This window comes from Roseateles violae (assembly GCF_030410485.1).
Lineage (GTDB): Bacteria > Pseudomonadota > Gammaproteobacteria > Burkholderiales > Burkholderiaceae_C > Roseateles_D > Roseateles_D violae.
In genome coordinates this window covers 488,517-513,514 of the sequence record NZ_JAUHHC010000004.1, presented here as the reverse complement: position 1 = coordinate 513,514, position 24,998 = coordinate 488,517, and the positions used below count along the sequence as shown (strand labels likewise).

General features: G+C 68.9%; 23 protein-coding genes. 15 read left to right on the top strand and 8 right to left on the bottom strand.

Translation table 11 applies throughout. From position 1 onward, the window contains the following. Positions 1 to 4 precede the first annotated feature (4 nt). Complete coding sequence (gene malQ / locus QWJ38_RS16795) at positions 5 to 1,519, top strand: 4-alpha-glucanotransferase (protein ID WP_290360252.1); 1,515 nt, start codon at positions 5 to 7, stop codon at positions 1,517 to 1,519. A gap of 68 nt (positions 1,520 to 1,587) precedes the next feature. Here malQ and QWJ38_RS16790 read toward each other — a convergent pair whose 3' ends face one another. Then, complete coding sequence (locus tag QWJ38_RS16790; RefSeq protein ID WP_290360251.1) at positions 1,588 to 3,450, bottom strand: glycoside hydrolase family 13 protein; 1,863 nt, start codon at positions 3,448 to 3,450, stop codon at positions 1,588 to 1,590. Beyond that, positions 3,450 to 5,012: an alpha-amylase family glycosyl hydrolase gene (locus QWJ38_RS16785; RefSeq protein ID WP_290360250.1), complete on the bottom strand. Its 1,563-nt coding sequence runs from the start codon at positions 5,010 to 5,012 to the stop codon at positions 3,450 to 3,452. The genes QWJ38_RS16790 and QWJ38_RS16785 overlap by 1 nt, the downstream gene beginning before the upstream one ends. Before the next feature lie 127 nt (positions 5,013 to 5,139). On the opposite strand from QWJ38_RS16785, the gene QWJ38_RS16780 reads away from it, so the two are divergent. Beyond that, entirely contained in the window at positions 5,140 to 7,866 is a 2,727-nt protein-coding gene (locus QWJ38_RS16780) for an alpha-1,6-glucosidase domain-containing protein (RefSeq protein WP_290360249.1), read from the top strand. 130 nt (positions 7,867 to 7,996) lie between these two features. Next, complete coding sequence (locus tag QWJ38_RS16775) at positions 7,997 to 9,166, top strand: tetratricopeptide repeat protein (RefSeq protein WP_290360248.1); 1,170 nt, start codon at positions 7,997 to 7,999, stop codon at positions 9,164 to 9,166. A gap of 63 nt (positions 9,167 to 9,229) precedes the next feature. Here the strand turns inward: QWJ38_RS16775 and QWJ38_RS16770 are convergent, their stop codons facing one another. Beyond that, positions 9,230 to 9,562, bottom strand: coding sequence for a YkgJ family cysteine cluster protein (locus QWJ38_RS16770; RefSeq protein ID WP_290360247.1), 333 nt, complete (start codon positions 9,560 to 9,562; stop codon positions 9,230 to 9,232). A gap of 64 nt (positions 9,563 to 9,626) precedes the next feature. Here QWJ38_RS16770 and QWJ38_RS16765 point away from each other — a divergent pair, with 64 nt between their 5' ends. After that, positions 9,627 to 10,088, top strand: a complete 462-nt coding sequence (locus tag QWJ38_RS16765; protein WP_290360246.1) for a copper chaperone PCu(A)C — start codon at positions 9,627 to 9,629, stop codon at positions 10,086 to 10,088. Positions 10,089 to 10,105: 17 nt separating this feature from the next. Here QWJ38_RS16765 and QWJ38_RS16760 read toward each other — a convergent pair whose 3' ends face one another. The 4 genes from QWJ38_RS16760 to QWJ38_RS16745 form a co-directional block, all read right to left on the bottom strand. After that, a complete protein-coding gene (locus QWJ38_RS16760) occupies positions 10,106 to 11,566 on the bottom strand; it encodes a bifunctional serine/threonine-protein kinase/universal stress protein (protein WP_290360245.1) in 1,461 nt (486 codons plus the stop codon). A 10-nt stretch (positions 11,567 to 11,576) separates the two neighbouring features. Then, on the bottom strand, positions 11,577 to 12,323 hold the full coding sequence (locus tag QWJ38_RS16755) for a metallophosphoesterase family protein (protein WP_290360244.1): 747 nt from the start codon (positions 12,321 to 12,323) through the stop codon (positions 11,577 to 11,579). Between the two features lie 157 nt (positions 12,324 to 12,480). Further along, positions 12,481 to 13,443 (bottom strand): ornithine carbamoyltransferase, encoded by a 963-nt coding sequence (argF, locus tag QWJ38_RS16750; RefSeq protein ID WP_290360243.1) that lies wholly within the window; start codon positions 13,441 to 13,443, stop codon positions 12,481 to 12,483. Continuing rightward, positions 13,440 to 14,654, bottom strand: a complete 1,215-nt coding sequence (locus tag QWJ38_RS16745; RefSeq protein WP_290360242.1) for an aspartate aminotransferase family protein — start codon at positions 14,652 to 14,654, stop codon at positions 13,440 to 13,442. Before QWJ38_RS16745 ends, argF begins: the two co-directional genes overlap by 4 nt. A 205-nt stretch (positions 14,655 to 14,859) precedes the next feature. Here QWJ38_RS16745 and QWJ38_RS16740 point away from each other — a divergent pair, with 205 nt between their 5' ends. Together QWJ38_RS16740 and QWJ38_RS16735 are read left to right on the top strand one after the other, a co-directional pair. Continuing rightward, the gene (locus QWJ38_RS16740) at positions 14,860 to 15,201 is read left to right on the top strand and encodes a DUF3579 domain-containing protein (protein WP_290360241.1); all 342 of its coding nucleotides are present in this window, start codon (positions 14,860 to 14,862) and stop codon (positions 15,199 to 15,201) included. A gap of 175 nt (positions 15,202 to 15,376) precedes the next feature. Further along, entirely contained in the window at positions 15,377 to 16,186 is an 810-nt protein-coding gene (locus QWJ38_RS16735) for an alpha/beta fold hydrolase (protein WP_290360240.1), read from the top strand. A gap of 102 nt (positions 16,187 to 16,288) precedes the next feature. On the opposite strand, the gene rpsT is transcribed toward QWJ38_RS16735, so the two are convergent. Continuing rightward, entirely contained in the window at positions 16,289 to 16,585 is a 297-nt protein-coding gene (rpsT, locus tag QWJ38_RS16730) for a 30S ribosomal protein S20 (RefSeq protein ID WP_290360239.1), read from the bottom strand. A gap of 231 nt (positions 16,586 to 16,816) precedes the next feature. Here rpsT and murJ point away from each other — a divergent pair, with 231 nt between their 5' ends. The 9 genes from murJ (at position 16,817) to QWJ38_RS16685 (ending at position 24,987) form a co-directional block, all read left to right on the top strand. Continuing rightward, a complete protein-coding gene (gene murJ / locus QWJ38_RS16725) occupies positions 16,817 to 18,379 on the top strand; it encodes a murein biosynthesis integral membrane protein MurJ (RefSeq protein WP_290360238.1) in 1,563 nt (520 codons plus the stop codon). Between the two features lie 9 nt (positions 18,380 to 18,388). After that, positions 18,389 to 19,261, top strand: coding sequence for a SirB1 family protein (locus tag QWJ38_RS16720; RefSeq protein WP_290360237.1), 873 nt, complete (start codon positions 18,389 to 18,391; stop codon positions 19,259 to 19,261). Between the two features lie 95 nt (positions 19,262 to 19,356). Then, complete coding sequence (gene hda / locus QWJ38_RS16715; protein ID WP_290360236.1) at positions 19,357 to 20,019, top strand: DnaA regulatory inactivator Hda; 663 nt, start codon at positions 19,357 to 19,359, stop codon at positions 20,017 to 20,019. A gap of 11 nt (positions 20,020 to 20,030) precedes the next feature. Beyond that, a complete protein-coding gene (locus tag QWJ38_RS16710; protein ID WP_290360235.1) occupies positions 20,031 to 20,699 on the top strand; it encodes a histidinol-phosphatase in 669 nt (222 codons plus the stop codon). Further along, entirely contained in the window at positions 20,696 to 22,264 is a 1,569-nt protein-coding gene (gene pcnB / locus QWJ38_RS16705) for a polynucleotide adenylyltransferase PcnB (protein ID WP_290360234.1), read from the top strand. The genes QWJ38_RS16710 and pcnB overlap by 4 nt, the downstream gene beginning before the upstream one ends. A gap of 7 nt (positions 22,265 to 22,271) precedes the next feature. Continuing rightward, entirely contained in the window at positions 22,272 to 22,787 is a 516-nt protein-coding gene (gene folK, locus QWJ38_RS16700) for a 2-amino-4-hydroxy-6-hydroxymethyldihydropteridine diphosphokinase (protein WP_290360233.1), read from the top strand. Next, positions 22,787 to 23,149 (top strand): DMT family protein, encoded by a 363-nt coding sequence (locus QWJ38_RS16695; RefSeq protein WP_290360417.1) that lies wholly within the window; start codon positions 22,787 to 22,789, stop codon positions 23,147 to 23,149. Before folK ends, QWJ38_RS16695 begins: the two co-directional genes overlap by 1 nt. Positions 23,150 to 23,309: 160 nt before the next feature. Then, a complete protein-coding gene (locus QWJ38_RS16690) occupies positions 23,310 to 23,957 on the top strand; it encodes a DUF47 domain-containing protein (protein WP_290360232.1) in 648 nt (215 codons plus the stop codon). A 19-nt stretch (positions 23,958 to 23,976) separates the two neighbouring features. After that, positions 23,977 to 24,987, top strand: a complete 1,011-nt coding sequence (locus QWJ38_RS16685; protein ID WP_290360231.1) for an inorganic phosphate transporter — start codon at positions 23,977 to 23,979, stop codon at positions 24,985 to 24,987. Positions 24,988 to 24,998 lie beyond the last annotated feature (11 nt).

The window sequence follows — 24,998 nt, the reverse complement described above, 5'->3', positions numbered from 1 at the left end:
AACCATGGACCTGAACCAACGCTCCTCCGGTGTGCTGCTGCACATCACCTCGCTGCCCGGCCCGCACGGCATCGGCGACTTCGGCCCCGATGCCTACCGCTTCGTCGACTGGCTGGCGAGCGCCGGCCAGCGCCTCTGGCAACTGCTGCCGACGACGCCGATCGGCCCCGGCGACAGCCCCTACCAGGGCGTGTCGGCCTTTGCCGGCAGCCAGTGGATGGTGGCGCTGGAGCCGCTGATCCAGAAGGGCTGGCTGGCCGCGCCGCAGGTCCCGAGCTTCGACCCGCTGCGGGTCAACTACGGTGAGGTCCTGCCCTGGCGCGAGGCCCAGCTGCGCGCGGCGGCGGCCGGCTTCTTCGCCAAGGCATCCGCGGCCGACCGCGCCGACTTCGCCGCCTGGTGCGAAGCGCAGCAGGACTGGCTGGCCGACTATGCGCTGTTCATGGCGATCCGCTCGCCCTTGAACGGCCAGCCCTGGTGGCAATGGCCGGCGGCATCGCTGATGCGGCGCGAGCCGGCGGCGCTGGCGCAGGCGCGCAAGGACTACGCCCAAGAAACAGCCTTCTGGAACTTCGTCCAATGGCAGTTCGACCGCCAGAGCGCGGCGCTGAAGGCCTATGCCAATGGCAAGGGCGTGGCCATCATGGGCGACCTGCCGATCTTCGTCGCCCACGACAGCGCCGACTGCTGGTCGCGGCCCGATCTCTACCATCTGGACGAGAACTTCAACACCGCGGTCGTCGCCGGCGTGCCGCCCGACGCGATGTCGGTCGACGGCCAGCGCTGGGGCAATCCGCTCTACCGCTGGGAGCGCATGGCCGAGGACGGCTACGCCTGGTGGACCGCCCGCGTGCGCCGCGCGCTGAGCCAGGCCGATGTGTTCCGCATCGACCATTTCCGCGGCTTCGCCGGCTATTACGAGATCCCCGGCGATGCGCCGGACGCGAAGCAGGGTCGCTGGCTCCAGGGCCCGGGCAAGGCGCTGTTCGACGCGATCGAGCAGGCCCTGGGCAAGCTGCCCATCGTCGCCGAGGACCTGGGCTTCATCACCGAGGACGTGCACCAACTGCGCGACGGCTGCGGCTTCCCGGGCATGAAGATCCTGCAGTTCGGCTTCGGCGGCGAGGCCGACCACGAGTTCCTGCCGCATATGTGGCCGCGCGCCAGCGTTGCCTACACCGGCACGCACGACAACGACACGGTGCGCGGCTGGTGGGACGCGGCCAGCCCGCGCGAGCGCGCCTTTGCCGGCTCCTACCTCGCCTGCGGCGAGCAGGACGTGCACTGGGCGATGATCCGCGGCTGCGCGAACTCGGTCGCCAATATGGCCGTCTACCCGCTGCAGGACGTGCTGGGCCTCCCCAGCGCGCACCGGATGAATGTGCCGGGCGTGCTGGGCGGCAACTGGAGCTGGCGCTTCGCCTGGGACATGATCGGCGCCGAGCCGGGCCGCGTGCTGGGCCTGATCACGGCCGCCAGCGGCCGCGGGCCCTTCGAGTTGCTGCGGCTGCCGGCCTGAGGCACAGCCTCCCAAAAATACAAAGGCCCCGCGAGGGGCCTTTCGTTTTTCGGCGCCAACTTTCTGCGCTAGCGGACCTCGAGGATCAGCGCCGAGCGGGCCGGCACGCTCAGGCTCTCGGCCAGCGGATGGCGTTCGCCGCTGATCACGTCGACGCCGGCCTTCGCATCGCCCAGCATCTCCTTGAAGCGCGCGGTCGCGAGCCGGCTGGCCGCCGTGTTCTTGTTCAGCACCACCATCAGCTTCTCGCTGGCCGTGTAGCGGAAGTAGACGTAGATGCCGTCCAAGGGGTTGTAGTGCATCAAGCGCCCCTGGTGCACGACCTTGGCCGTCTTGCGCCAGTTCATCAGCTTGCGCAGGTACGCCTGCGCATCGGCCTGTGCCGGCGTCAGGCCGCGGCCGCTGAAGGCGTCCACCGCATCGCCGGCCCAGCCGCCCGGGAAATCGGCGCGCACCTCACCGTCGGCGCGCTGGATCGGGCTCTTCAGCAGGATCTCGCTGCCGTAGAACAGCTGCGGCGTGCGCAGCGTCGTCGCGATCAAGGCCATGGCCATCCGGTTCAGCGCGGCGTCCTCGCCCAGGGCCGAGAAGATGCGGTTGGTGTCGTGGTTGCCCTCGAACAGCACCATGCGCGCCGGCTCCGGGTAGAGCGCGTCGTTGACCATGGCCTCGTAGAGCTTGCCCAGGCCCGTGCCGTAGCCCTGGCCTTCGGGCTCGGTCAGCGCATCGCGCAGGGCCCCGTGCAGCGGGAAGTCCATCATCGCGGGCATCGCGCCGCGATAGCCGTCGGCGTTGCGCGCGCCGTCCAGCCAGTAGGACAGCATCAGCGGGTTGTTGCTCATCTCCTCGCCAACCATGCCGAGCCGCGGGTACTCGTCGCGGATGGCGCGGGTCCAGCGGCTCAGGAAAGCCTTGTCCGAGTACGGGTAGGTGTCGACGCGCAGGCCGCTGAGGCCTGCATATTCGATCCACCAGATCGCGTTCTGGATCAGATAGGTGGCCAGGCGCGGATTGCGCTGGTTTAGGTCCGGCATCGTCGGCACGAACCAGCCCTCGGTGAAGCGCCGGACGTCGCCGGGCGCCGCATAGGCGTCGATCTGCGCGACGTGGCGGTGGTTGGTCTCGACGTAGGGGCCGCCGCTGTTATTGATCCAGTCCGGCGCCGGCAGGTCCTTCATCCACCAGTGGCCGGAGCCGATGTGGTTGGGCACGATGTCCTGGATCACGCCGAGACCCTTGGCGCGCGCCTGCTCGACCAGGCGGCGGTAGTCCTCATTGCTGCCGAAGCGCGGATCGATCTTGTACAGATCGGTCGGCGAATAGCCGTGATAGGAATACTGGGGCTGGCGGTTCTCCAACAGCGGCGTCGGCCACAGCTGGGTGAAGCCCATGCCGGCGATGTAGTCCAGATGCTGGGCGATGCCGGTGATGTCGCCGCCATGGCGGCCGCCGTGATCGCCGCGATTGGCCGGATCACCCATCCCGGCGATGTCGTCGTTGGACGGGTCGCCATTGGCAAAGCGGTCGGGCACGATCAGGTAGATCGCGTCACGGCTGTCGAAGCCCTGGCGCTGGGCCGAGCCGGGCTCGCGTGGCAGCAGCCGGTAGTCGTAACCGGCGGCGACCGTCGGGCCCTGCAGGAAGTCGATGCGGAACTGACCCGGCTTCGCGTTTGGCGCGATCTCCAGGTCGATGAACAGATAGTTCGGGTTCGCGCCGGCCGTGCTGCCGAGCAGGCGCACGCCGGGGTAGGCGGCCAGCCGGGGCTTCAGCGCCGCGACGCCCGCCCCGTGGACCATCAGCTGCAGCCGGCCGTTTTTCATGCCGGCCCACCAGAAGGCCGGTTCCAGATGCTCGATGGTCGTCGGGGCGGCGCAAGCGAGCAGCGGCAGGGCCGCGGCCAGCAAGGCCGTGAGAAGTGGTTTGATCATCATTGGACGTCGAAGACAAGGACGGACAGCGGCGGCAGCGTCAGGCTCACGCGGCCGGCGGCATCGGCATTCGGCGTGGCCGTGCTCGGTGCGGGGTAGAGCGCGCGCAGCTTGGCATGCGTGGGCAGCTGTGCGGCGGTCAGCGTTTTTTCGCCAGCGCCGTAGTTGATGGCGATCAGGCTGCGCTCGCGACCGAGCAGGCGCTGGAAGACCAGGGTCTGGCCCTCGGCCTGCGCGGCCGGATAGCTGCCGCGGGCAATCGAGGGTCGGGACTTGCGCAGCTGCAGCATCGCCTTGTAGAAGTTCAGGATCGAGGCCGGATCCTGGGCCTCGGCCGCCGCATTGTGCGTGGCGGCGTTAGGCGCCAGCGGGCGGAAGGGCCTGTCGGCGCTTGTGAAGCCCTGGATGTCCGTGCCCCAGCTCATCGGCGCGCGCAGCGGTTCGTCGCCGGGCAGACCGGCGATGCCGGCCATGCCGATCTCCTCGCCGTAGTAGATGAAGGGAATGCCCGGCTGCAGCAGATAAGTGGCGGCCGCCAGCTTGTAGCGGGCCTCGTTTCCCTTGAGCTGATCCCAGACCCGCTCGCCGGCGAAGATGTCATGGTTGGACAGCATGGTCGCCATCGTCGGTGGGGCCGTCTTGAAGTACTCGGCCACGGCCTTGACCGACGCGGCCTCGCCGCGCGCGGCCTTGATCACCTGCTGCTCGAGACCGAAGGCAAAGGCGCTGCCGCAGACCTCGGGCCGGGCGTAGACCTTGGGATTGGCCGTGGCCTCGCAGACGACATGGCGTTGCGGATAGCTCTTGATCAGGTCCTGCATGCGCTTGGCCAGGCGCCGGCTCTCCGGCTGGTCGTTCCAGTCCTTGGCATTGTTCTCGACCAGATGCGGCACCGCGTCGAGGCGGAAGCCGTCCAGGCCGCGGTCCAGCCAGAAGCGCAGGCTGTCGAAGTGGTAGTCGACGACGGCCGGGTTCTTCAGATTGAAGTCCGGCATGTGCGGGCCGAAGGTGGCGAAGAAGCTGCCCTGCGCGGTCGTCGTCCACGGATTCTTGCCCCAGATGTCCCAGCCCGCGGGGGCGCGGTCCTGCCAGACGAACCAGTCGCGCCAGGGCGAGCTGCGGTCCCGCTCGGCCAGCTGAAATAGCGTGTGGCTGCGCGCCGCATGGTTGACCACATAGTCGGCGATCACGCCGATGCCGCGTGCATGGGCCTGCCTGAGCAACTCGTCCAGATCGGCCAGCGTGCCATAGGCCGGCTCCAGTGCGCGGTAATCGCTGGTTGCGTAGCCATGGTCGTGATCGGCGCTGGCCGTGATCGGCATCAGCCAGATGCCGGTGACGCCCAGTTCCTTCAGATAGTCGAGCCGCTGCGTCAGGCCGCGCAGATCGCCGATGCCGTCGCCGTCGCTGTCCTGGTAGCCGCGCACGAAGATCTCGATGAAAGTGCCCTGGGCCCAGTGCGGCGCCAGGGGGCTTGGGCTTGTTGCCGGGCCAGCGGCGTGGCAAGCACCGACCAGGCTCAGCAGGGCGGCGGCAAGGCCTTGGGAAGAGACGGATGGCATGGGTGATCTTGTAGCTAAATTACGGACGATTCTCAATCATCTTGTGCGATTCGACTTCGGTAGAAGTCCTCGGCGACCAATCAGATGTAGTTTTGCTACTATTTTGCAAAACAAGGAGACCGACGCCGTGAGATCGACGATTTGCCGCCGCGCGCCGCTGTGGGCCGGCCGGCTGCTGCTGGGTGCTGCCTGCCTGCTTCCCGCTGCCGTCTGGGCCGACAGCGCCTGCGACGGCTCGCAGTTCCAGACGGTATTGCGCCCGCAGGCGGCCAGTGCGGTCGTCGAGGCGCGTGCCCATTGGCTGGACAGCCGGCTGATCCAGTGGCCGGGGCAGGGGGGCGCAGAGCCGGCCGGCGCGCGCTACAAGCTCTATCACTCGGCCGAGGCCGCGCTGCTGTGGCAACCGGGCCGGGCGGTGGTCGGCGCCGATGCGGTGCTCGATCTGGAACCGTCGGAGAGCGCGCTGTCGCCTGAGCTGGCACAGCGCTTCAAATTCATCGCGGGCGGGGTGCGGCTGGCCGTGCGCGAGGCCGATCTTCCGCGCCTGCCGGCGCTGCTGAAGGGGCAATTGCTGCTGGTCCGGGAAACGCCGGCCGGCGAACTGCTGGCGGCGACTGCCTTGCAGATCGCCGGCGCGCTCGATGATCGCTATGCGGCGGCCGAGGACGTCGCCGATCTGGGCGCCAGCCCGGGCAAAAACCAGACCGGTTTCAAGCTCTGGGCGCCGACGGCGCAAAAGGTCTCGCTGTGCCGCTATGCGTCCGACGGCGGGCCGGCGATTGCCGAGCGGGCAATGCGCTTGGATCCGGCCAGCGGTATCTGGAGCCTGACCGAGCCCGGCGATCTGAGCGGCCAGTACTACAGCTACCTGGTCGATGTGTTCGTGCGCGGCGTCGGCCTGGTGCGCAACCGCGTCAGCGACCCCTATTCGGTGAGCCTCGGCGCCGATTCGCGCCGCAGCTATGTCGCCGATCTGTCCGCGCCGGCACTGAAGCCGGCCGGCTGGGATGCGACGCCGCGGCCCAAGGCGCTCAAGGCGCATACCGATATGGTCATCTACGAGCTGCATCTGCGCGATTTCTCGATCGGCGACCAGACGGTGCCGCCGGCCAGGCGTGGCAAGTACGCGGCCTTCACCGAGAGCGACTCGGCCGGCATGAAGCATCTGCGCGCACTGGCTGCGGCCGGATTGACCGATGTGCATCTGCTGCCGGTGTTCGACTTCGCGACGGTGCCGGAGACGCAGTGCGTCACGCCCCAGGTGCCCAGTGCCGCGCCCGACAGCGAGGCGCAGCAGGCGGCCGTGATGGCCGTTGCCGAGCGTGACTGCTTCAACTGGGGCTATGACCCCTTCCACTACGGCGCGCCCGAGGGCAGCTATGCCAGCGATGCCGCCGACGGCGCGCGCCGCATCGTCGAATTCCGCCAGATGGTGCAGGCGCTGCACCGGGCCGGCTTGCGGGTCGGCATGGACGTCGTCTACAACCACACGGCCGCCTCCGGCCAGCAGCAGAAGTCCGTGCTGGATCGCATCGTGCCCGGCTACTACCAGCGGCTGGACGCGGCCGGCGTCGTCGAGCGCTCGACTTGCTGCGACAACACGGCCACCGAGCACCGGATGATGGCCAAGCTGATGGTCGACACGGCCGAGCGCTGGACCCGCCACTACAAGATCGACTCCTTCCGCTTCGACCTGATGGCGCACCAGCCGCGCGCAGCCATGGAGCGGCTGCAGGCCCGCGTCGACGCGGCGGCCGGCCGCCGGGTGCAGCTGATCGGCGAGGGCTGGAACTTTGGCGAGATCGCCAATGGCGCGCGCTTCGTCCAGGCCTCGCAGCTCTCGCTAAACGGCTCCGGCATCGCCACCTTCAGCGACCGCGGCCGCGACGCGGCGCGCGGCGGCAGTGCCGGGGACAGCGGCGAGGCGCTCTTGCGCAACACCGGCTGGCTCAACGCCGAGCAGCCGACGGCGGCGACGGCCGACATGATCCGCGTCGGCCTGGCCGGCTCCCTGCGCGACTACCCGCTGACGACCTGGCAGGGCCAGACCCTGCCGCTGGAGAGCATCGCCTACGGCGACCAGCCGGCCGGCTATGTCTCGCAGCCGGGCGAGGTCGTCAACTACGTGGACAACCACGACAACCAGACCCTGTTTGACATCAATGTGTTCCGCCTGCCGCGCGGCACTTCGCGCGAGGACCGCGCCCGCGTGCAGTTGCTCGGCGCGGCGCTGACCGCCTTCAGCCAGGGCGTGGCCTACTACCACGCCGGTATCGACCTCTTGCGTTCGAAGTCGCTGGATCGCAACAGCTATGATTCCGGCGACTGGTTCAACCGGCTGGACTGGAGCTACACCGACAACGGCTTTGCCGCCGGCCTGCCGCCCAAGGGCGACAACGGCGCCGACTATGCGCTGCTGGCGCCGCTGCTGGCCGACCCGGCGATCAAGCCGGGCCCGACCGAGATCGCCTGGATGCGCGATGCCTTCCGCGACCTCTTGCGGATCCGCGCCAGCTCGGTCCTGTTGCGCCTGCCCGATGCGGCGCAGATCCGCCATCGCCTGAGCTTCCCGGGCAGTGGTCCGCAGCAGAACCCGGCGCTGATCGCCGGCCTGCTGGACGGCCGCGGCCTGGCCGGCGCCGGCTTCGAGCGCCTGGTCTATCTGCTCAACACCGGCACGACGCCGGCTCAGCTTGAGCTGCCGGGCGAGCAGGGCCGGCCCTACCGGCTGCACCCGGTCCACTTGGCCGCCGGCGCGGCCGACAAGCGCATCGCCGCCGAGGCCCGCTTCGAGCCGGCCAGCGGCCGCTTCGAGGTGCCGCCGCGCAGCGCCGTGGTCTTCGTCGTCCGCTAGCCTCCTCGCTGGACCCCTGGGCCGCAGGGGTGACGAGCGGCATGGGTGTGCGTTCGGCGCTAGCATCGCTGCAGGCGGTCGCGACCCCCAGGCTCGTCGGTCGGCCGCCGATTCGGCAATGGAGGAGACCATGAACGGATCCCTGCGAACCTGGATCGTGGCCGCGGCCTGCGGCTTGCTGGCTGCCTGCGCCTCGACCTCGAAACTGCCGCCGCCGGCGCAGCTCCTTCAGGACGCCCAGTTCCAGCCGGGCACCCAGCGCATCAATGCCGAGGATGTGTTCGCCTTCAGCCCGGCGATGAAGCAGTTCCTCGACACCGAGTTCGCGATGCTGCAGCGCACCCGCGGCAAGCGCCAGGGCCTGATCGACGCGCTGTACACGAAGACGCAGCTGAAGCTCGAGTACGACGCCGAGATCACCCGCAACGCCTCCGAGGCCTTCGATGCGCGCAGCGGCAACTGCCTGTCCCTGGTCATCATGACGGCGGCCTTCGCCAAGCATCTGGACCTGCCGGTGCGCTACCGCAGCGTCTTTGTCGAGGACTTCTGGAGCCGCAGCGGCGACCTCTACTTCCTGTCCGGCCATGTCAACGTCAGCCTGGGCACCCGCATCGACAATATCCGCACCGTCGGCGGCGAACCGGAGCTGCTGACGATCGACTTCCTGCCGCCCGAGATGCTGCGCGGCCAGCGCGCGATCTCGATCGACGAGTCGACCATCATCGCGATGTATATGAACAACCGCGCGGCCGAGAACCTGCAAGACGGCCGGCTCGACGAGGCCTACTGGTGGGCGCGCGCCGCGGTGCTGCAGGATCCGCGCTTCATGTCCGGCTACAACACCCTGGCCGTCATCTACCGCCGCCATGGCGATGCGGCCGCGGCCGAGCGGGCGCTGCGCCTGGTGCTGGAGCGCGAGCCGGGCAATCTGCAGGCGATCGCCAATCTGGTCCTGGTCTACAAGGACCTGGGCCGCCAAGCCGAGTCGGAGCAGATGGCGGCGACCTTGCGCGAGCTGCAGCCCTATCCGCCCTTCCGCTATTTCGACCTGGGCATGCAGGCGATGAAGGACGGCAATTACCGGCTGGCGCGCGACTGGTTCGCCAAGGAGGTGGCGCGCTCGGCCTATTCGCACGAGTTCCATTTCTGGCTGGCCTTGGCCAGCTACGGCATGGGCGAGATGGGCCCGGCGCGCAAGCATATGGCGCTGGCGCTGGAGAACAGCACCACGCGCAAGGAGCACGATGTCTACGCGGCCAAGCTCGACTGGCTGAACACGCACCGGGCTCCGATCCGATAGAGACAGGGAGTCTGCGCGGCCGAGCGCGTGGTCCGCCTTGAGTCTGGCAAGGGCCCAGACTCCCTAGAGCGGCGCCAACCCGTGGCGCGCCCGGGCGCGCGCGCAGGCCTCGTCGCCGATGCCCATGGGCGCGCGCAGGCCGAACTCGCGGCAGGGCGAGGGCCGCCATTCATAGATGCCGCAGCTGGCCTTGACGCCGACCGTGCCGACCAGGGCCGCGCAGCGCGGCCGCAGATGATCGCTGCCGCGCATGCGCGCCAGGCTGTCGTTCAGCTCGACGGCCAGGCCGTCGGGCACGCAGCCGCCCTCGGACTGCAGTTCCGCGCGCGCGAAGTCGACCCGGAAGCTGGCGCAGCAGGCACCGCAGTCGGTGCAGGGGTTCGTCGTCGTCGTCATCGCGCCAGTGTAGAGCCCACTATGATGCGGCGATCCGCATGAACCCAAGAGCGAAGCGACGACCATGAAGACGAAGACGACGATGCCGATGCTGCCGGCGCTGCTGCTGGCGCTGGCCGCGCAGGCCCAGCCCCAGGTCAAGGTCGAGCAGGCCTGGGTGCGCGCGACGGTGGCGCAGCAGAAGGCGACCGGCGCCTTCTTCCGCCTGCAATCGGCCGCCGACGCCCGCCTGGTCGAGGTGAAGACGCCGCTGGCCGAATTGGTCGAGATCCACGAGATGGCGATGGACGGCGACACGATGAAGATGCGGCCGGTCGCCAGCCTCGAACTGCCCGCCGGCAAGCCGGTCGAGCTGAAGCCGGGTGGCTATCACCTGATGCTGATGGCGCTGAAGAAGCCGATCGCCGCCGGCGAGCAGCTGCCGCTGACCCTGGTCTTCGAGGACCGCGACAAGAAGCGCCAGACGGTCGAGATCAAGGCCGAGGCGCGCCAGCTCGGCGCGCCCGCCGCCGCGCATCAGCACTGAACGGCAGCGCTCGCTAGCTAGCGCTCCCGCACGACGGTGACGGTGCAGCCCGATTCGGCCAGCACCTGCGAGGACACACTGCCCAGATAGCGGCGCAGGGTCGAGCTGCCGCGCGCGCCCATCACGATGTGGTCGGCGCCGTTGCGGGCGGCAAACTCGATGATGGCATTGGCCACGTCCGGTGCCTCCAGCACATGGAAGGTCAGCCGCCCATCCTCCAGGCTCAGCGCGCGGCTGATCGGCCTCGCCCAGTGGCGCAGGGCGATTAGCTGCTTGACGTGCAGGCTGCGGCCGTCCTTGTCGGTCAGCTCGTCCATGCCGATGCGCGCCGTCTTCATCACGTTGAGGCAGGCCAGTCGCGCGCCTGGCTCGGTCTGCACGATGCGGCGCACCGTCTCGCACAGCTGCTCCAGGAGCGCGGCGCTGGCATTGGCGGTGTCAACCGCCGCCAGGATGATGGGGCTGCGCGCCAGCTGCTCGGCGGCCGGGGCGGCCGCGGCTGCGGACCGCGGCTCGGCGCCGAGCGCGAAGAACCAGCGCTTGAGCCGCCGCATGCCGCCGCTCACCTGCATCAGATCGGCGCGGCGCGTCAGCTGCACGCCGAGCGGCTGGCGCAGGTCCAGGGCCAGCTGGGCGGCGCTCTGGTAGCGGCGTTCCGGCTGCACCTCCAGGCAGTGCAGGATGATCTCCTGCAGCCAGGGCGGGATGTGCGGGTTGACCGCGCGCGGCGGCACCGGGTCGACGTAGAGCCGCCGCCGCAGCGCGCGCACCGAGGTCGGCTGGCCGAAGGGGCGCTCGCCGGTGGCCAGGTGGTAGAGGATCACGCCCAGCGCGAACAGATCGCTGCGCGGGTCGTTGCGGATGAACTGCACCTGCTCCGGCGACATATAGGGGCCGGTGCCCATCGGCAGCGAGAATTCCTCCTCCAGCAGATCGGGCAGGTGGTCGTGGCGCGAGAGGCCGAAATCGACCAGCACCACCTCGCCGTCGGGCCGGAACATGATGTTGCTGGGCTTCACGTCCAGGTGCACGACATGCTGGCGGTGCAGCGAATGCAGGGCCAGGGCGACGCGCGAGCCGATCTCGACCAGCTCCTCCAGTGCCAGCGGCGCCGCGTCCAGGCGGGGGCGCAAGGTCTGACCCTCGATCCGCTCCATCACGATATAGGCCTGGCGGGTCCAGTCGCCGCGGGCGACGAAGCGCGGCACATGCGGACCCTTCAGCGCCGGCATCAGCATCTGCTCGACCTCGAAGCCGACGATGGTGGCCGGGTCCTCGCCGCCCTTGATGCGCGGCACCTTCATGATAAGCGGGAAGTCCTCGCCGGGCCTGGGCTCGACGCGCGAGACGGCCCACAGCCGTGCCATGCCGCCCTCGTGCAGCTGCTCGTCGAGCCGGAAGCCGTCGATCACCATGCCGGCCTGCAGCGCCGCCAGCGGGGGCAGGGTGCTGATGCTGGCGGGGCCGGTGTCAGGCATGGCGCGGAGTTTAGCGACCTTCCGTCAGCCTTTGCGCCAGCCGTTCGGGCAGGCCGGCCGCGCGGATGCGCGCCGCCGCCGCCTCGATGTCATAGGGCACGCGCTCGAAGCTCAGCTCGCCGGCGGCCGCGTCGAAGAGCGCGTAGCAGGCGGCCGGATTGCCGTCGCGCGGCTGGCCGCAGGAGCCCGGGATGGCCAGCCATTGGCGGTGGCTCAGCAGCGGGATCGCGATGCCCGGCTGCGGGGTGAAGTCGCCCGCCTTGCCGGTGCCCGACAGGTGGTAGAGCTTGGGCTCGTGCATATGGCCGCAGAAGGTGTAGACGGCGTCGGTCGCATGCAGGCTGCGCATCGCCTCCATGCGGCCCTGCACATAGTCCCAGCCGGCCGGGTCATAGGCATTGGCATGAACGAACAGGCAGTCGCCGCGGCGCTGGTTCAGCGGCAGCGCGGCCAGGAAGTCCAGCTGCCGCGGGCTCAGCTGCCGGCGCGTCCAGTCCAGCGCCGCGCGGGCGTCCTCGTGCATCTGCGCGGTGCTGCCCTTGACGACCGCCTCGTCGTGGTTGCCGAGCACGGCCGCCGCGCCGGCCTCGACCTGGGCGGCAATGGTGTCGACCACCCAGCCCGGATCGCCGCCGTAGCCGACCAGGTCGCCGAGAAAGGCATAGGCCGTCGCGCCGCGCGCGGCCGCATGCTCGAGCACCGCTTCCAGCGCCTGGCGGTTGGCATGCACATCGGTGATCAGGGCGGTGATTCCCATGGAAACTAGCATGCCCGAGGCGGCTGACGTGGGGCTGAGAGAGAGAGGCGAGAGGGCGGTTCTGGTCTTGGCCGCGCCTGACGGCGCTTAACTTTGCTGCGCAAAGTTAGCCAAGCCCGAACAGAATGCGCCCCGTTTCCGGGGCGCGTCTCGGCTTTCAGCCGATCCGCCCGAGCAGAAGGTACTCCATGAGTGCCTTCTGCACGTGCATTCTGTTCTCGGCCTCGTCCCAGACCACCGATTGCGGGCCGTCGATCACCTCGGCGCTGACCTCCTCGCCGCGATGCGCGGGCAGGCAGTGCATGAAGAGAGCGTCGGGCTTGGCCACGGCCATCATCTCGGCGTCCACGCACCAGTCGGCAAAGGCCTTGCGGCGGGCCTCGTTCTCGGCCTCGTAGCCCATGCTGGTCCAGACGTCGGTCGTCACCAGATCGGCGCCGCGGCAGGCCTCCAGCGGGCTCTTGAAGAGCTTGTAGCAGCCGGTGTCGCGCACGCCGGCCACGGCCGGGTCGATCTCGTAGCCGCTGGGCGTGCTGACATGGACGGTGAAGCCGAGGATCTCGGCTGCCTGCAGCCAGGTATTGGCCATATTGTTGCCATCACCGACCCAGGCGACGACACGGCCCTTCAGGCATTCCATGTCGATCGCGCCGCGCCGGTCCATGCCGCGCTGCTCGATGAAGGTGAACAGATCGGCCAGGATCTGGCAGGGGTGGTATTCGTTGGTCAGGCCGTTGATGACCGGCACGCGCGAATGCGCGGCGAAGCGCTCGAGCTTGGTCTGCTCGTAGGTGCGGATCATCACGATGTCGACCATGCGGCTGATCACCCGCGCGCTGTCCTCGACCGGCTCGGCGCGGCCGAGCTGGCTGTCGCCGGTGGTCAGGTGCACGACCGACCCGCCCATCTGGTACATGCCGGCCTCGAAGGAGACGCGCGTGCGCGTGCTGGCCTTCTCGAAGATCATCGCCAAGGTGCGGTCCGCCAGCGGCTGGTACTTCTCGTAGTTCTTGAAGCGCCGCTTGATGATGGCGGCGCGCTCGAACAGATGGGCGTATTCCTCGGCGCGGAGGTCCTTGAACTGCAGGTAATGCCGCATCAGGCTCTGTCCCGGCTTCATGGCTTCGGCTGGGCCAGGAAGGCCTTGACCAGCGGCACCAGGATGGCCGCGATCTGCGCGGCCTCGTCGCTGGACAGGATCAGCGCCGGCACCAGGCGGATCACGCGGTCGGCGGTGACGCTGATCATCAGGCCGGCCTCGGCCGCCTGGGCCAGCAGTGCGCCGGCCGGGCGGTCGAGCTCGATGCCCAGCATCAGGCCCTGGCCGCGCACCTCGACCACACCGCCGCTGGCGATCTCGCCGGCCAAGCCCTGCTGCAGCGCCGCCTTCAGCTCGGCGCCGACCTGGGCCGCATTGGCCAGCAGGCCTTCCTCGACCATGATGGTCAGCGTCTCGACGCCGGCGCGCATCGCCAGCGGGTTGCCGCCGAAGGTCGTGCCGTGGTTGCCCGGCTGCATCACATGGGCCGCGCGCGGGCCGCAGACGACAGCGCCGATCGGCACGCCCGAGCCCAGGCCCTTGGCCAGCGGCATCACGTCCGGTTGGATGCCGGCCCACTGGTGGGCGAACCACTTGCCGGTGCGACCGATGCCGCATTGCACCTCGTCCAGCATCAGGAGCAGGTCGTGCTGGTCGCAGACGCGGCGCAGCGCCTGCAGGAACTCGATGCGGGCCGGGTTGACGCCGCCTTCGCCCTGGATGGTCTCCAGGAAGATTGCGGTGATGTTGGGATGCGCCTTCAGGGCGGCCTCGACCGCAGCGATATCGTTCAGTGGCACGCGCACAAAGCCCGGAACCAGCGGGCCGAAGCCGGCGTGGATCTTCGGATTGGCGGTGGCCGACAGGGTGGCGATCGAGCGGCCGTGGAATGCGCCCTCGAACACCATCACCTCGGGGCTGCTGTTGCCGCGGTCATGGCCGAACTTGCGGGCGATCTTCAGCGCCGCCTCGTTCGCTTCGAGGCCGCTGTTGCAGAAGAAGACGTTGGCCAGGCCCGAGATCTCGCACAGCTTGGCCGCCAGCTGCTGCTGCAGCGGCACCAGGTAGTAGTTGCTGGTGTGGATCAGCCGGGCGATCTGCTCCTGCAGGGCCGGCACCAGCTTGGGATGCGCATGGCCCAGCGTGTTGACCGCGATGCCGCCCAGGCCGTCCAGGTATCGTCGGCCGTTCGTGTCCCAGACCCAGCAGCCCTTGCCGTGCGACAGGGCGATCGGCAGGCGGCCATAGGTTTGCATCACTTGCGGTTCGGACGAGGGGACAGGGGCGTTCATCGGGTCTTTCTAGACGTGGGTTGGTGAAGCGCGCCGGCCGGATGCCATGCGCCATTCGATTCTAAGGGTCGACCCGCTATTTGGCGGGCGGCGTGAAGGACGACCGGGCGATCGCAGCAGCTTTGGGCTCAGGCCGTGCTGCGGCGCAACACATCCAGGGCACAATAGCGGGCTGTCGCGCTGACCGCGACCGCCTATTGCATTCATGAGTTCGTCCCCCAAACCGCGCGAAGTCTTCATCCAGGGCCTGACCCTGGACGGACGCACCTTCCGGCCCAGCGACTGGGCCGAGCGGCTCGCCGGGGCCATGTCTTGCTTCCGCCCGGGCGGCGCCCGTGGCGGCCCGGGCGCGCACATCGGCTATTCGCCGTATTGCGTGCCGCGGCTGATCAACGGGGTCAAGTGCGTGATCGTCAACGAGGAGTTGAAGAGCATCGAACCGATGGCCTGGGACTTCGTGATGAACTTCGCCCGCGACAACAATCTGCAGGTTGCCGAGGCCTGCCTGCTGCCCGATAGCGGCACGGTGCCGGCCAAGCCGGTCTAGGCCGTCCCAGCGATCTAACGGCGGCCTTCGACGTCCCTAATTGTCGGGCCACATGGCGCTGGCTGGCGCGATCGGGCGCGGCTATGCTTACTGCCGTCCTCATCTCCGGCAGCATCTTCCGCATGAATTCCGTCGTGGTTTCGGCTTGGCGTCGGTGGGCCGCATCGGTCGCACCATGAGTGCTGCACCGGTCACCTGGGTCTTGCTGCGCGGCCTGTCGCGCGAGAGCGGCCATTGGGGCGAGTTCCCGCACTTGCTGCGCCAGGAGATCGAGAGCCAGCAGCCCGGTGCGCGGCTGCTGCTGCTGGACCTGCCCGGCAACGGCGTGCTGCACGCGCAGGCGAGCCCGATCCACGTGTCGGCGATGGTCGAGGCCTGCCGGGCCGAGCTGGCGCTGCGCGGCATCACCGGGCCGGTCCACCTGCTGGCGATGTCGCTGGGGACCATGGTGGTCAGCGACTGGGTCGAACGCTATCCGCAGGAGATCGGCGGCGCGGTGCTGATCAACAGCAGCCTGCGTCCCTTCGGCTTTTTCTACCGGCGGCTGCGGCCGCTGAATTTCTTCACCCTGCTGCTGCTCAGCCTGACCCGCTTCAGCACGCGCCAGCGTGAGGCGAGGGTGCTGGACCTGACGACGCGGCTGCTGCCGCGGCCCGAGGAGGTGCTGGACAACTGGGTCGATCTGCAGCGCCAGCGCCGGACCGGGCTGCGCAACACGATACGGCAGCTGCTGGCCGCGATGCTGTACCGGGCCAGCCGCGGCCGGCCGGCGGCGCCGGTGCTGCTGCTGTGCAGCAAGCGCGACGGCCTGGTCGACTGGCGCTGCTCGCAGGCGATCAGCCGCGCCTGGGGGGCGCCGCTGCGCCTGCATACCAAGGCCGGTCATGACCTGCCGCTGGACGATCCGCCCTGGGTTGCGCGCGCGGTCGGCGACTGGCTGCGCGCGCGGGCGATGCAGGGCGTGCCGGCCGGCTCCTTGCGCTGAGGCGGCGGCTGCGGTGCGGAAAAAGCAAAGGCCCACCGGAGTGGGCCTTGGGCTCGGAAGGCTCGCCGCGGCGGGCCTTCGCTTTTTGCACCGAACTGGTTTTTAGGCGGCCAGCGCCTTGATCTTCGCGGACAGGCGGCTCTTGTGGCGAGCAGCCTTGTTCTTGTGGAAGATGCCCTTGTCGGCAACCGAGTCGATGACGGCCTGGGCGGTCTTGAACAGATCGGCAGCCTTGGCCTTGTCGCCGGCGACAACAGCCTTTTGCACGTTCTTGACGACCGTGCGGAATTGGGAACGCAGCGCCGTGTTGGCAGCGTTGAGCTTGACGTCCTGGCGGGCGCGCTTGAGGCCCGATGCCAAACGGACCGTCTTCTTCTTGGCTTTGGAGCTAGTTGCCATGCTGTAAATCTACCCAGTTGGTGCAAAGACCGCGAGTATAGCACTGAAATCAGAGCTCAACAATGTGCACGGGCCTATGCAGGCCTTGATGACGGGGCTGCCTCGGCGCCGTGGAGGCGAGGGCCAGGCGACGCCGAGGCTCCAGCAGGCCGGCGCGATGATAATGCGGCGCCATTTCCCGCTCGGCCGCCCGGCCGGCTTTGCGCCCGCATCCCTCCCCACCAAGAACCCATGAATCTGCTGCGCGCCGCCTCCCTGATTTCCGTGCTGACGCTGGCCTCGCGCATCACCGGCCTGATCCGCGAGCAACTGGTTGCCGCGCTGTTCGGCGCGTCCAGCCTGACCGATGCCTTCCAGGTTGCCTTCCGTATCCCCAATCTGCTGCGCCGCCTGTTTGCCGAGGGTGCGTTCTCGCAGGCCTTTGTGCCGGTGCTGGCTGGCACGCGGGCCAAGGAGGGCGACGCGGCCACGCATGGCCTGATCGACGCGGTCGCGACGGTGCTGCTGTGGGCGCTGCTGGCAACCTGCCTGGTGGGCATCGCCGGCGCGCCGCTGCTGGTCTGGCTGCTCGGCGCCGGCCTGCCGGCCGATGGACGCGAGGCGGCGATCGTGATGACGCGCTGGATGTTCCCCTATATCGGCTGCATGTCGCTGGTGGCGCTGTCCGCGGGCATCTTGAATACCTGGAAGCGCTTCATGGTGCCGGCGGCGACGCCGGTGCTGCTGAACCTGTCGGTCATCGCCGCCGCCTGGCTGCTGGTGCCGCGCTTGGAGGCCTGGGGCTGGCGGCCGATCTATGGCCTGGCCCTGGGCGTAATGATCGGTGGCGTGCTGCAGCTCGTGGTGCAGATCCCGGCGCTGGCGCGCATCGGCGTCCTGCCGCGGCTGGGCCTGTCGCTGCGCGGGCTGCGCCGGGCCTGGGCGCACGAGGGCGTGCGGCGGGTGCTGAGCCAGATGGCGCCGGCGCTGCTGGGCGTCGGTGTCGCCCAGCTGTCGCTCTTGATCAACACCCAGGTCGCGCTGCTAGTCGGAGCCGGCGCGGCGTCCTGGCTGACCTATGCCGACCGGCTGATGGAATTCCCGACCGCGCTGCTGGGCGTCGCGCTCGGTGCGGTGCTGACGCCGCAGCTGTCGGCCGCGCAGGCGAAGGGCGAAGGTGAGCGCTATTCGGCCCTGCTGGACTGGGGGCTGCGCCTGGTGCTGCTGCTGACCCTGCCTTGCGCGGTGGCGCTGCTGGTATTTGCCCAGCCGATGGTGTCGGTGCTCTACCACCGCGGTGCCTTCGAGGCGAAGGACGTGCTGCAGACCAGCAGCGCGGTGATGGGTTATGGCGTCGGCCTGATGGGCCTGGTTGCGATCAAGGTGCTGGCGCCGGGCTTTTATGCGCGCCAGGATATGCGCACGCCGGTGCGCGTCGCGATCAGCGTGCTGCTGCTGACCCAGCTGATGAACCTGGTTTTTGTGCCCTGGTTGGGCGTGGCCGGGCTGGCGCTGTCGATCGGCCTGGGTGCGCTGATCAATGCCGGCTGGCTGCTGCGCGGCCTGCGGCGCCTGGGCAGCTACCGGCCGGCGCCGGGTTGGCGGGGCTTCTTCCTGCGCGTGCTGCTCGCCAGCCTGGCCATGGGTGCGCTGCAGTGGTGGCTGGCCCAGCGCCTGGACTGGATCGCACTGGGTCGCAGCGAGGGCCTGCGCGCGCTGGCGATGGCCGGCAGCCTGCTCGGCTCGGCGCTGCTGTATTTCGCGCTGCTGCTGGCCAGCGGCCTGAAGCTGCGCCAGTTCGCCCGCCGGGCCTAAACTCGGCCCATGGCCTCTTCGTTCCTGCGCCTGCAGGCGCCCACGCCCTTGCAGTACTTTGCCACCCTGGTGGCCGATGACGCCGGGTTGAACCTGCTGGAGGCGGCCGCCTCGATCGCCCAGGACGATTTCCCCGAGCTGGACGTGCAGGCGGTGCTGGCCGAGGTCGACGCGCTGGTCCAGCGCCTGCGCCAGCGCCTGCCGGCCGATGCCTCGGCCAACTACAAGCTGCGCGCGCTGACCCGCTACTTTCACGAAGAGCTGGGCTTTGCCGGCAATGTCAACAACTACTACGACTGCGCCAACAGCTATGTGCACCAGGTGCTGGCGACCCGGCGCGGCATCCCGATCAGCCTGGCGGTGATCTTCCTTGAGCTGGCCGCGCAGCTGGGCCTGCGCGCGCAGGGCATCGCCTTCCCGGGGCATTTCCTGGTCAAGCTGCGGGTCGGCGCCGGCGAGGTGGTGCTGGACCCGTTCAGCGGCCGCTCGCTGTCGCGGGCCAGCCTGGACGAGTTCCTGCAGGTCTACCGCCAGAGCAGCGGCCTGCCCGACGATGCCGAGCTGCCGATCGAGCTCTTTCTGCAGGCGGCACCGCCGCGCCAGATCCTGGCGCGCATGTTGCGCAATCTGAAGGAGATCCACCGCGCGGCCGAGGACTGGCCGCGGCTCTTGGCCGTCCAGCAGCGCCTGGTGCTGCTGCTGCCGCAGGATGCGGCCGAGCGCCGCGACCGCGGCCTGGTGCTGGAGGCGCTGGGCCATTGGCCCGCGGCGGCCGATGATCTCGCCCATTATCTGCAGGAGCAGGGCGCCGCCGCCGATGCCGCGGCGCTGCGCCAGCGCCTGCAGCAATTGCGTGCGCGGGGCGGACCGCCGCTGCATTAACTAGAATCGCCGCCGCACGGCGCGCCGCGGTCCAGACGATGGCGGCAATCGCCATGTCGTCTTTCCGAGGAGCCGGCGGTACGGGCTGGGTAGTTTTGAAACAGATTCCTCTAGCGATCGGCCCGGCGCCGGTCTTCACCTTCGATAATTTCCTGCCCGGCGCCAATGCCGCGGCGCTGGCCCATCTGCAGGCGCTGAAGAACGGCGCGCCGCCGGTGTTTCTATGGGGCCCGCCGGGCAGCGGCAAGACCCATGCGTTGCGCGCGCTGGCCCAGGCCTGGCAGGCGGCCGGCGCCCAGGTAGGCTGGTACGACGCCGACACCGGCCTGCCCTGGGAGATGCCTAGCCAGCCCAGCCTGCTGCTGCTGGACGACTGCGAGCGCTTCGATGCCGGCCAGCAGCATGCGGCCTTCGCGCTCTTCGTCGAGGCGGCCACCCATGGCCTGGCCGTCGTGGCCAGCGGCAGCGCGCCGCCGGTCGACCTGGCCCTGCGCGAGGACCTGCGCACCCGCCTGGGCTGGGGGCCGACCTTTGCCTTGCAGCCGCTCTCCGAGCCGGAGATGCGCGCGGCGCTGCGCCGCGAAGCCGACCGACGCGGCATCCTGCTCGGCGACGAGGTGATCGACTATCTGCTGACCCGCTTCGCCCGCGACCTGAAGCATTTGATGCGCCTCTTGGACCGGCTCGACGAGTTCGCGCTGGCCGCCAAGCGGGCGGTGACCATTCCCCTGCTGCGCCAGATGCTGGCCGATCAATGAATGAATAGCGCATGAACCTGACCCTGTTCGACCTCGACGGCACCTTGCTGCCCGGCGACTCCGACCACGCCTTCGGCGGCTTCATGGTCGACATCGGCTGGGCCGACGGCGCGGCCTGGGCCGCCCGCAACGACCAGTTCTATGCCGACTACCAGGCCGGGCGCCTGGACCTGGACGAGTACATCGAATTCGCCACCTCGGCCTGGCGGCAGCGGCCGGCGGCCGAGGCGCTGGCCGTGCGCGAGCGCTTCATGGCCGAGGTGATGGCGCCGCAGCTGCGCGCGGAGGCGAGGGCGCTGGTGCGCCGCCACCAGGAGGCCGGCGATCTGATCGCCGTCGTCACCGCCACCAACGAGTTCGTCACCGCGCCGATCGCCGCCGCCTTCGGCATCGAGCACCTGATCGCCGTGCGCCTGCAGCGCGACACCGACGGCGCCTACACCGGCCATGTCGAGGGCGTGCCGTCCTTCCAGGCCGGCAAGATCGCGCGGGTGCACGACTGGCTGGCCGGCTTGGGGCGACAATGGCAGGATTTCGAGCGCATCAGCTTCTACAGCGATTCGGTCAACGATCTTCCGCTGCTGGAACTGGTCAGCCACCCGGTGGCGACCAATCCGACGCCGGCGCTGGCGGACATCGCGTCCGCCCGCGGCTGGCCCATTCTTGAATTGTTCAAATGATCAAAAAATTCATTGACAAGCTGCTGGGCAAGCCGGCCGGCAAGGCCGGTGCCCGCTCGCCGCTGGGCAAGCGGGTCGAGGTGCAGGCGGCCGAGCATGGCATCGATCCGAACCTGCTCGACGAGCGCGCGGTGCGCGTGGTGCAGACCCTGAGCGATGCCGGCTTCGAGGCCTATATCGTCGGCGGCGCGGTGCGCGATCTGCTGCTGGGCATGCGGCCCAAGGACTTCGACGTCGCCACCAATGCGACGCCGGAGCAGGTCAAGGGCCTGTTCCGCCGCGCCTTCATCATCGGCCGGCGCTTTCGCATCGTCCACGTCGTCTACGGCCGCGGCCGCGAGCACGAGGTGATCGAGGTCTCGACCTTCCGCGCGCTGCTGGCCAATGACGGCGCCGAGCAGGTCAGCGGCAACGAGAAGACCTCCAAGGCCGAGCTGGCCGGCAAGAGCCATGTCGTCGATGCCGAGGGCCGGGTCTTGCGCGACAACGTCTGGGGCCCGCAGATCGAGGACGCCGCGCGGCGCGACTACACCGTCAACGCGCTGTACTACGACCCGCAGCGCCAGATCGTCGTCGACTACCACGGCGGCATCGCCGACGCCAAGAAGCGCGTGCTGCGCATGATCGGCGATCCGGAGACGCGCTATCGCGAGGACCCGGTGCGCATCATCCGCGCCGTGCGCTTCGCCGCCAAGCTCGGCTTCGAGGTCGAACCCAAGACGCGTGCGCCGATCAGGACCTGTGCGGCGCTGCTGGCCAATGTGCCGGCCTCGCGCCTGTTCGACGAGATGATCAAGCTGCTGCAGACCGGTCATTCGCTGGCCAGCCTGGGCGAGCTGAGAAAGCAGGGCCTGGCGCGCGGCGTCTTCCCCATCCTCGACGCGATGCTGGACGCCAAGGGCGAGCTCGGCGAGGGGCCGGCCGCCCAGTTCGTGCGCCTGGCCTTCGAGGACACCGACCGCCGCGTGCAGGAAGGCCGCGGTGTCAGCCCCAGCTTCATGCTGGCCTGCATGCTGTGGCGCGAGGTGCTCGAGCGCTGGACGCGCATCCGCGAGGGCGGCGAGCCGACGGTGCCGGCGCTGTCGATGGCAATCGACGAGGTCTTCGACGCGCGCATCGGCGACATCTCCGGTCGCGGCAAGCTGGCCACCGATATGCGCGAGATCTGGATGATGCAGCCGCGCTTCGAGCGCCGTTCGGGCTCCGGCGTCTACACGCTGGTCGAGCAGCCGCGCTACCGCGCCGGCTTCGACTTCCTGCGCCTGCGCGCCGATGCCGGCGAGATCGACGCTGCGCTGGCCGACTGGTGGGAGGACTTTGCGCTGGGCGGCGACGAGGATCGCGCCGCCCTGATCGAGGAGGCGCGCGAGGCCGACAAGAAGAGCCGCGGCCCCAAGGTGCACCAGCTGCCGCGCAAGAGCGCGCCGGCCAAGGCTGCCGCGCCCGACGAGCCGGCCGCCGATGACGAAGCCGGCCCCGCCGCCAAGAAGCGCCGCCGTCGCCGCCGCCCCAAGAGCGCGGGCGCTGCTGCCGAGGGCGCCGCGGCCGATGGCGCCGGCTCCTGAGCCCGTGATGCCGGCCGCGGAGCGCGCCTATATCGGCCTGGGCGCCAATCTGGGCGTGGACCTGATCGGCACGTTGGAGCGGGCGCTGGCCGCGTTGGCCGCGCTGCCGCAGACGCGGCTGGTGGCGGTGTCGCCGGCCTACCGCACGACGCCGGTCGATGCCGGCGGCCCCGACTACCTGAACGCGGTCGCGGCGCTGGACACGGCGCTGGCGCCGCTGGACCTGCTCGACGCGCTGCAGGCGATCGAGCAGGCACACGGCCGCGAGCGGCCCTACCGCAATGCGCCCCGCACACTCGACCTGGACCTGCTGCTGCAGGGCGAGTGCTCGCTGCAGACCCCGCGGCTGAGCCTGCCGCATCCGCGCCTGCATGAGCGCGCCTTCGTGCTGCGGCCGCTGCTCGACCTGGCCCCCGCGCTGCAGGTGCCGGGGCTGGGCGCGCTGCGCGAGCGCTTGCCGGCTGTCGCGGGCCAGCGCCTGCAGCGCCTTGACCAAGCCTTGAAAGCCCCCATCGCATGCTGATGAATCTGTTCTCGGGCGCTTCCGGCTGGCAGACCGTGGGTCTGCTGATCCTGTCGAATGTCTTCATGACCTTTGCCTGGTACGGCCACCTGAAGGACCTGGCCGCCAAGCCCTGGTGGATCGCGGCCTTGCTCAGCTGGGGCATCGCCCTGTTCGAATACCTGCTGCAGGTGCCGGCCAACCGCATCGGCCATGGCGCCGGCTTCGATCTGGCGCAGCTGAAGATCACCCAGGAAGTGATCACCCTGGCGGTGTTCGTGCCGTTCTCGATGTTCTATATGGGCCAGCCTTTCCGGACGGATTTCATCTGGGCCGGCCTGTGCCTGATGGGCGCCGTCTACTTCATTTTCCGTTCGGCCTGAATTCGTTTTTATTGCCGCCCCCGATGCCGATCCGGCGGGCGGGCAATTACACTCTCGCCCTTGCCGCCTGCATCGAAAACATGACGCGGCGATGAAGATTTTGTGAAAGCCGTTGTTGCGGCGTGGCGGTCGAAGCGGCCGGCGCGCGCGAGGAGAACCCATGTTTTTCGGCAAGTTGCTGCCCCGCGAGGGCAATTTTTTCGAGCTCTTCAATGAGCATGGCGGCCAGATCGTCGAGGGCGCGCGCGCCTTCATGCTGATGATCCAGAACTACAACGATCTGGACCTGCGCGAGAAGTACGCCGGCGAGGTCGACAAGGCCGAGCACCAGGCCGACCGCGTGACCGCCGAGGTCAACCGCCTGCTGCACCGCACCTTCATCACGCCGATCGACCGCGAGCAGATCCACAGCCTGATCAATGCGATGGACGACATCCTCGATCTGCTGCAGGACTCGACCGAGACCATGTCGCTGTACGACGTGCGCTCGATCCCCGACGAGGTGCTGCGCCTGGGCGAGCTGTCGGCCAAGTGCTGCGAGCGCGTGCAGTATGCGGTGACCCTGCTGCCCAAGCTCAGCGAACCCAAGACGGCCGAGGCGGCGATCAAGACCTGCGAGGAGATCGACAAGCTGGAAAGCGATGCCGACCGCGTGATGCGCTCGGCGATGTCCAAGCTGTTCCGCGAGCAGGAAGACGTGCGCGAGCTGATCAAGCTGAAGGCGATCTACGAGCAGCTCGAGTCGATCTCGGATCGCTGCGAGGACGTGGCCAATCTGATCGAGGGCATCGTCCTCGAGAACTCCTGATCGACAGCGGTTCATCGCGATGGAATCGGTACAGGTAGCTTTCTGGGTCGTTGCGCTGCTGGTCGTGCTGGCCGTGGCCTTCGACTTCATGAACGGTTTTCATGATGCGGCCAACTCGATCGCGACGGTGGTCTCCACCGGCGTGCTCAAGCCGCAGCAGGCGGTGCTGTTCGCCGCCTTCTTCAATGTGATCGCGGTGCTGTTCTTCGAGCTGAAGGTGGCGGCCACGATCGGCAAGGGCTCGATCGACGCCAGCGTCGTCGACCATCATGTGATCTTCGGCGCGCTGATCGGCGCGATCGCCTGGAACGTGATCACCTGGTTCTATGGCATCCCCTCGAGCTCCTCGCATGCGCTGATCGGCGGCCTGGTCGGCGCGACGATCGCCAAGGCGGGCACCAAGGGTCTGATCATGAGCGGCATCGGCAAGACCGTGCTGTTCATCTTCGTCTCGCCGCTGCTGGGTTTCGTGCTGGGCTCGCTGCTGATGGTGATCGTCGCCTGGCTGTTCCGGCGCAGTTCGCCGCTGCGGGTGGACAACTGGTTCCGCCGGCTGCAGCTGGTCTCGGCGGGCCTGTACAGCCTGGGCCATGGCGGCAATGACGCGCAGAAGACGATCGGCCTGATCTGGATGCTGCTGATCGCCTCCGGCTATGCCAGTGCCGGCGAGCACGCGCCGCCGAGCTGGGTCATCGTCGTCTGCTATCTGGCGATCGGCATGGGTACCATGTTCGGTGGCTGGCGCATCGTTCGCACCATGGGTCAGAAGATCACCAAGCTGAAGCCCGTCGGCGGCTTCTGCGCCGAGACCGGTGGCGCGATCACGCTGTTCCTGGCGACGGCGCTGGGCGTGCCAGTGTCGACCACCCACACCATCACCGGCGCCATCGTCGGCGTCGGCTCCACGCAGCGCGCTTCCAGCGTGCGCTGGGGCGTGGCCGGCAATATCGTCTGGGCCTGGATCTTCACCATTCCCGCCTCGGCCTTCATCGCCGGCGTCTGCTACTGGCTCAGCTTCACGCTGTTCTGAGCGGCAGTCGG

Excerpts from the sequence above, each read along its gene's own strand:
- malQ (WP_290360252.1), top strand. The coding sequence starts at position 5 with ATGGACCTGAACCAACGCTCCTCCGGTGTGCTGCTGCACATCACCTCG.
- QWJ38_RS16790 (WP_290360251.1), bottom strand. The coding sequence starts at position 3,450 with ATGATCAAACCACTTCTCACGGCCTTGCTGGCCGCGGCCCTGCCGCTG.
- QWJ38_RS16785 (WP_290360250.1), bottom strand. The coding sequence starts at position 5,012 with ATGCCATCCGTCTCTTCCCAAGGCCTTGCCGCCGCCCTGCTGAGCCTG.
- QWJ38_RS16775 (WP_290360248.1), top strand. The coding sequence starts at position 7,997 with ATGAACGGATCCCTGCGAACCTGGATCGTGGCCGCGGCCTGCGGCTTG.
- QWJ38_RS16770 (WP_290360247.1), bottom strand. The coding sequence starts at position 9,562 with ATGACGACGACGACGAACCCCTGCACCGACTGCGGTGCCTGCTGCGCC.
- QWJ38_RS16765 (WP_290360246.1), top strand. The coding sequence starts at position 9,627 with ATGAAGACGAAGACGACGATGCCGATGCTGCCGGCGCTGCTGCTGGCG.
- QWJ38_RS16760 (WP_290360245.1), bottom strand. The coding sequence starts at position 11,566 with ATGCCTGACACCGGCCCCGCCAGCATCAGCACCCTGCCCCCGCTGGCG.
- QWJ38_RS16755 (WP_290360244.1), bottom strand. The coding sequence starts at position 12,323 with ATGGGAATCACCGCCCTGATCACCGATGTGCATGCCAACCGCCAGGCG.
- argF (WP_290360243.1), bottom strand. The coding sequence starts at position 13,443 with ATGAAGCCGGGACAGAGCCTGATGCGGCATTACCTGCAGTTCAAGGAC.
- QWJ38_RS16745 (WP_290360242.1), bottom strand. The coding sequence starts at position 14,654 with ATGAACGCCCCTGTCCCCTCGTCCGAACCGCAAGTGATGCAAACCTAT.
- QWJ38_RS16740 (WP_290360241.1), top strand. The coding sequence starts at position 14,860 with ATGAGTTCGTCCCCCAAACCGCGCGAAGTCTTCATCCAGGGCCTGACC.
- QWJ38_RS16735 (WP_290360240.1), top strand. The coding sequence starts at position 15,377 with ATGAGTGCTGCACCGGTCACCTGGGTCTTGCTGCGCGGCCTGTCGCGC.
- rpsT (WP_290360239.1), bottom strand. The coding sequence starts at position 16,585 with ATGGCAACTAGCTCCAAAGCCAAGAAGAAGACGGTCCGTTTGGCATCG.
- murJ (WP_290360238.1), top strand. The coding sequence starts at position 16,817 with ATGAATCTGCTGCGCGCCGCCTCCCTGATTTCCGTGCTGACGCTGGCC.
- QWJ38_RS16720 (WP_290360237.1), top strand. The coding sequence starts at position 18,389 with ATGGCCTCTTCGTTCCTGCGCCTGCAGGCGCCCACGCCCTTGCAGTAC.
- QWJ38_RS16710 (WP_290360235.1), top strand. The coding sequence starts at position 20,031 with ATGAACCTGACCCTGTTCGACCTCGACGGCACCTTGCTGCCCGGCGAC.
- pcnB (WP_290360234.1), top strand. The coding sequence starts at position 20,696 with ATGATCAAAAAATTCATTGACAAGCTGCTGGGCAAGCCGGCCGGCAAG.
- folK (WP_290360233.1), top strand. The coding sequence starts at position 22,272 with ATGCCGGCCGCGGAGCGCGCCTATATCGGCCTGGGCGCCAATCTGGGC.
- QWJ38_RS16695 (WP_290360417.1), top strand. The coding sequence starts at position 22,787 with ATGAATCTGTTCTCGGGCGCTTCCGGCTGGCAGACCGTGGGTCTGCTG.
- QWJ38_RS16690 (WP_290360232.1), top strand. The coding sequence starts at position 23,310 with ATGTTTTTCGGCAAGTTGCTGCCCCGCGAGGGCAATTTTTTCGAGCTC.
- QWJ38_RS16685 (WP_290360231.1), top strand. The coding sequence starts at position 23,977 with ATGGAATCGGTACAGGTAGCTTTCTGGGTCGTTGCGCTGCTGGTCGTG.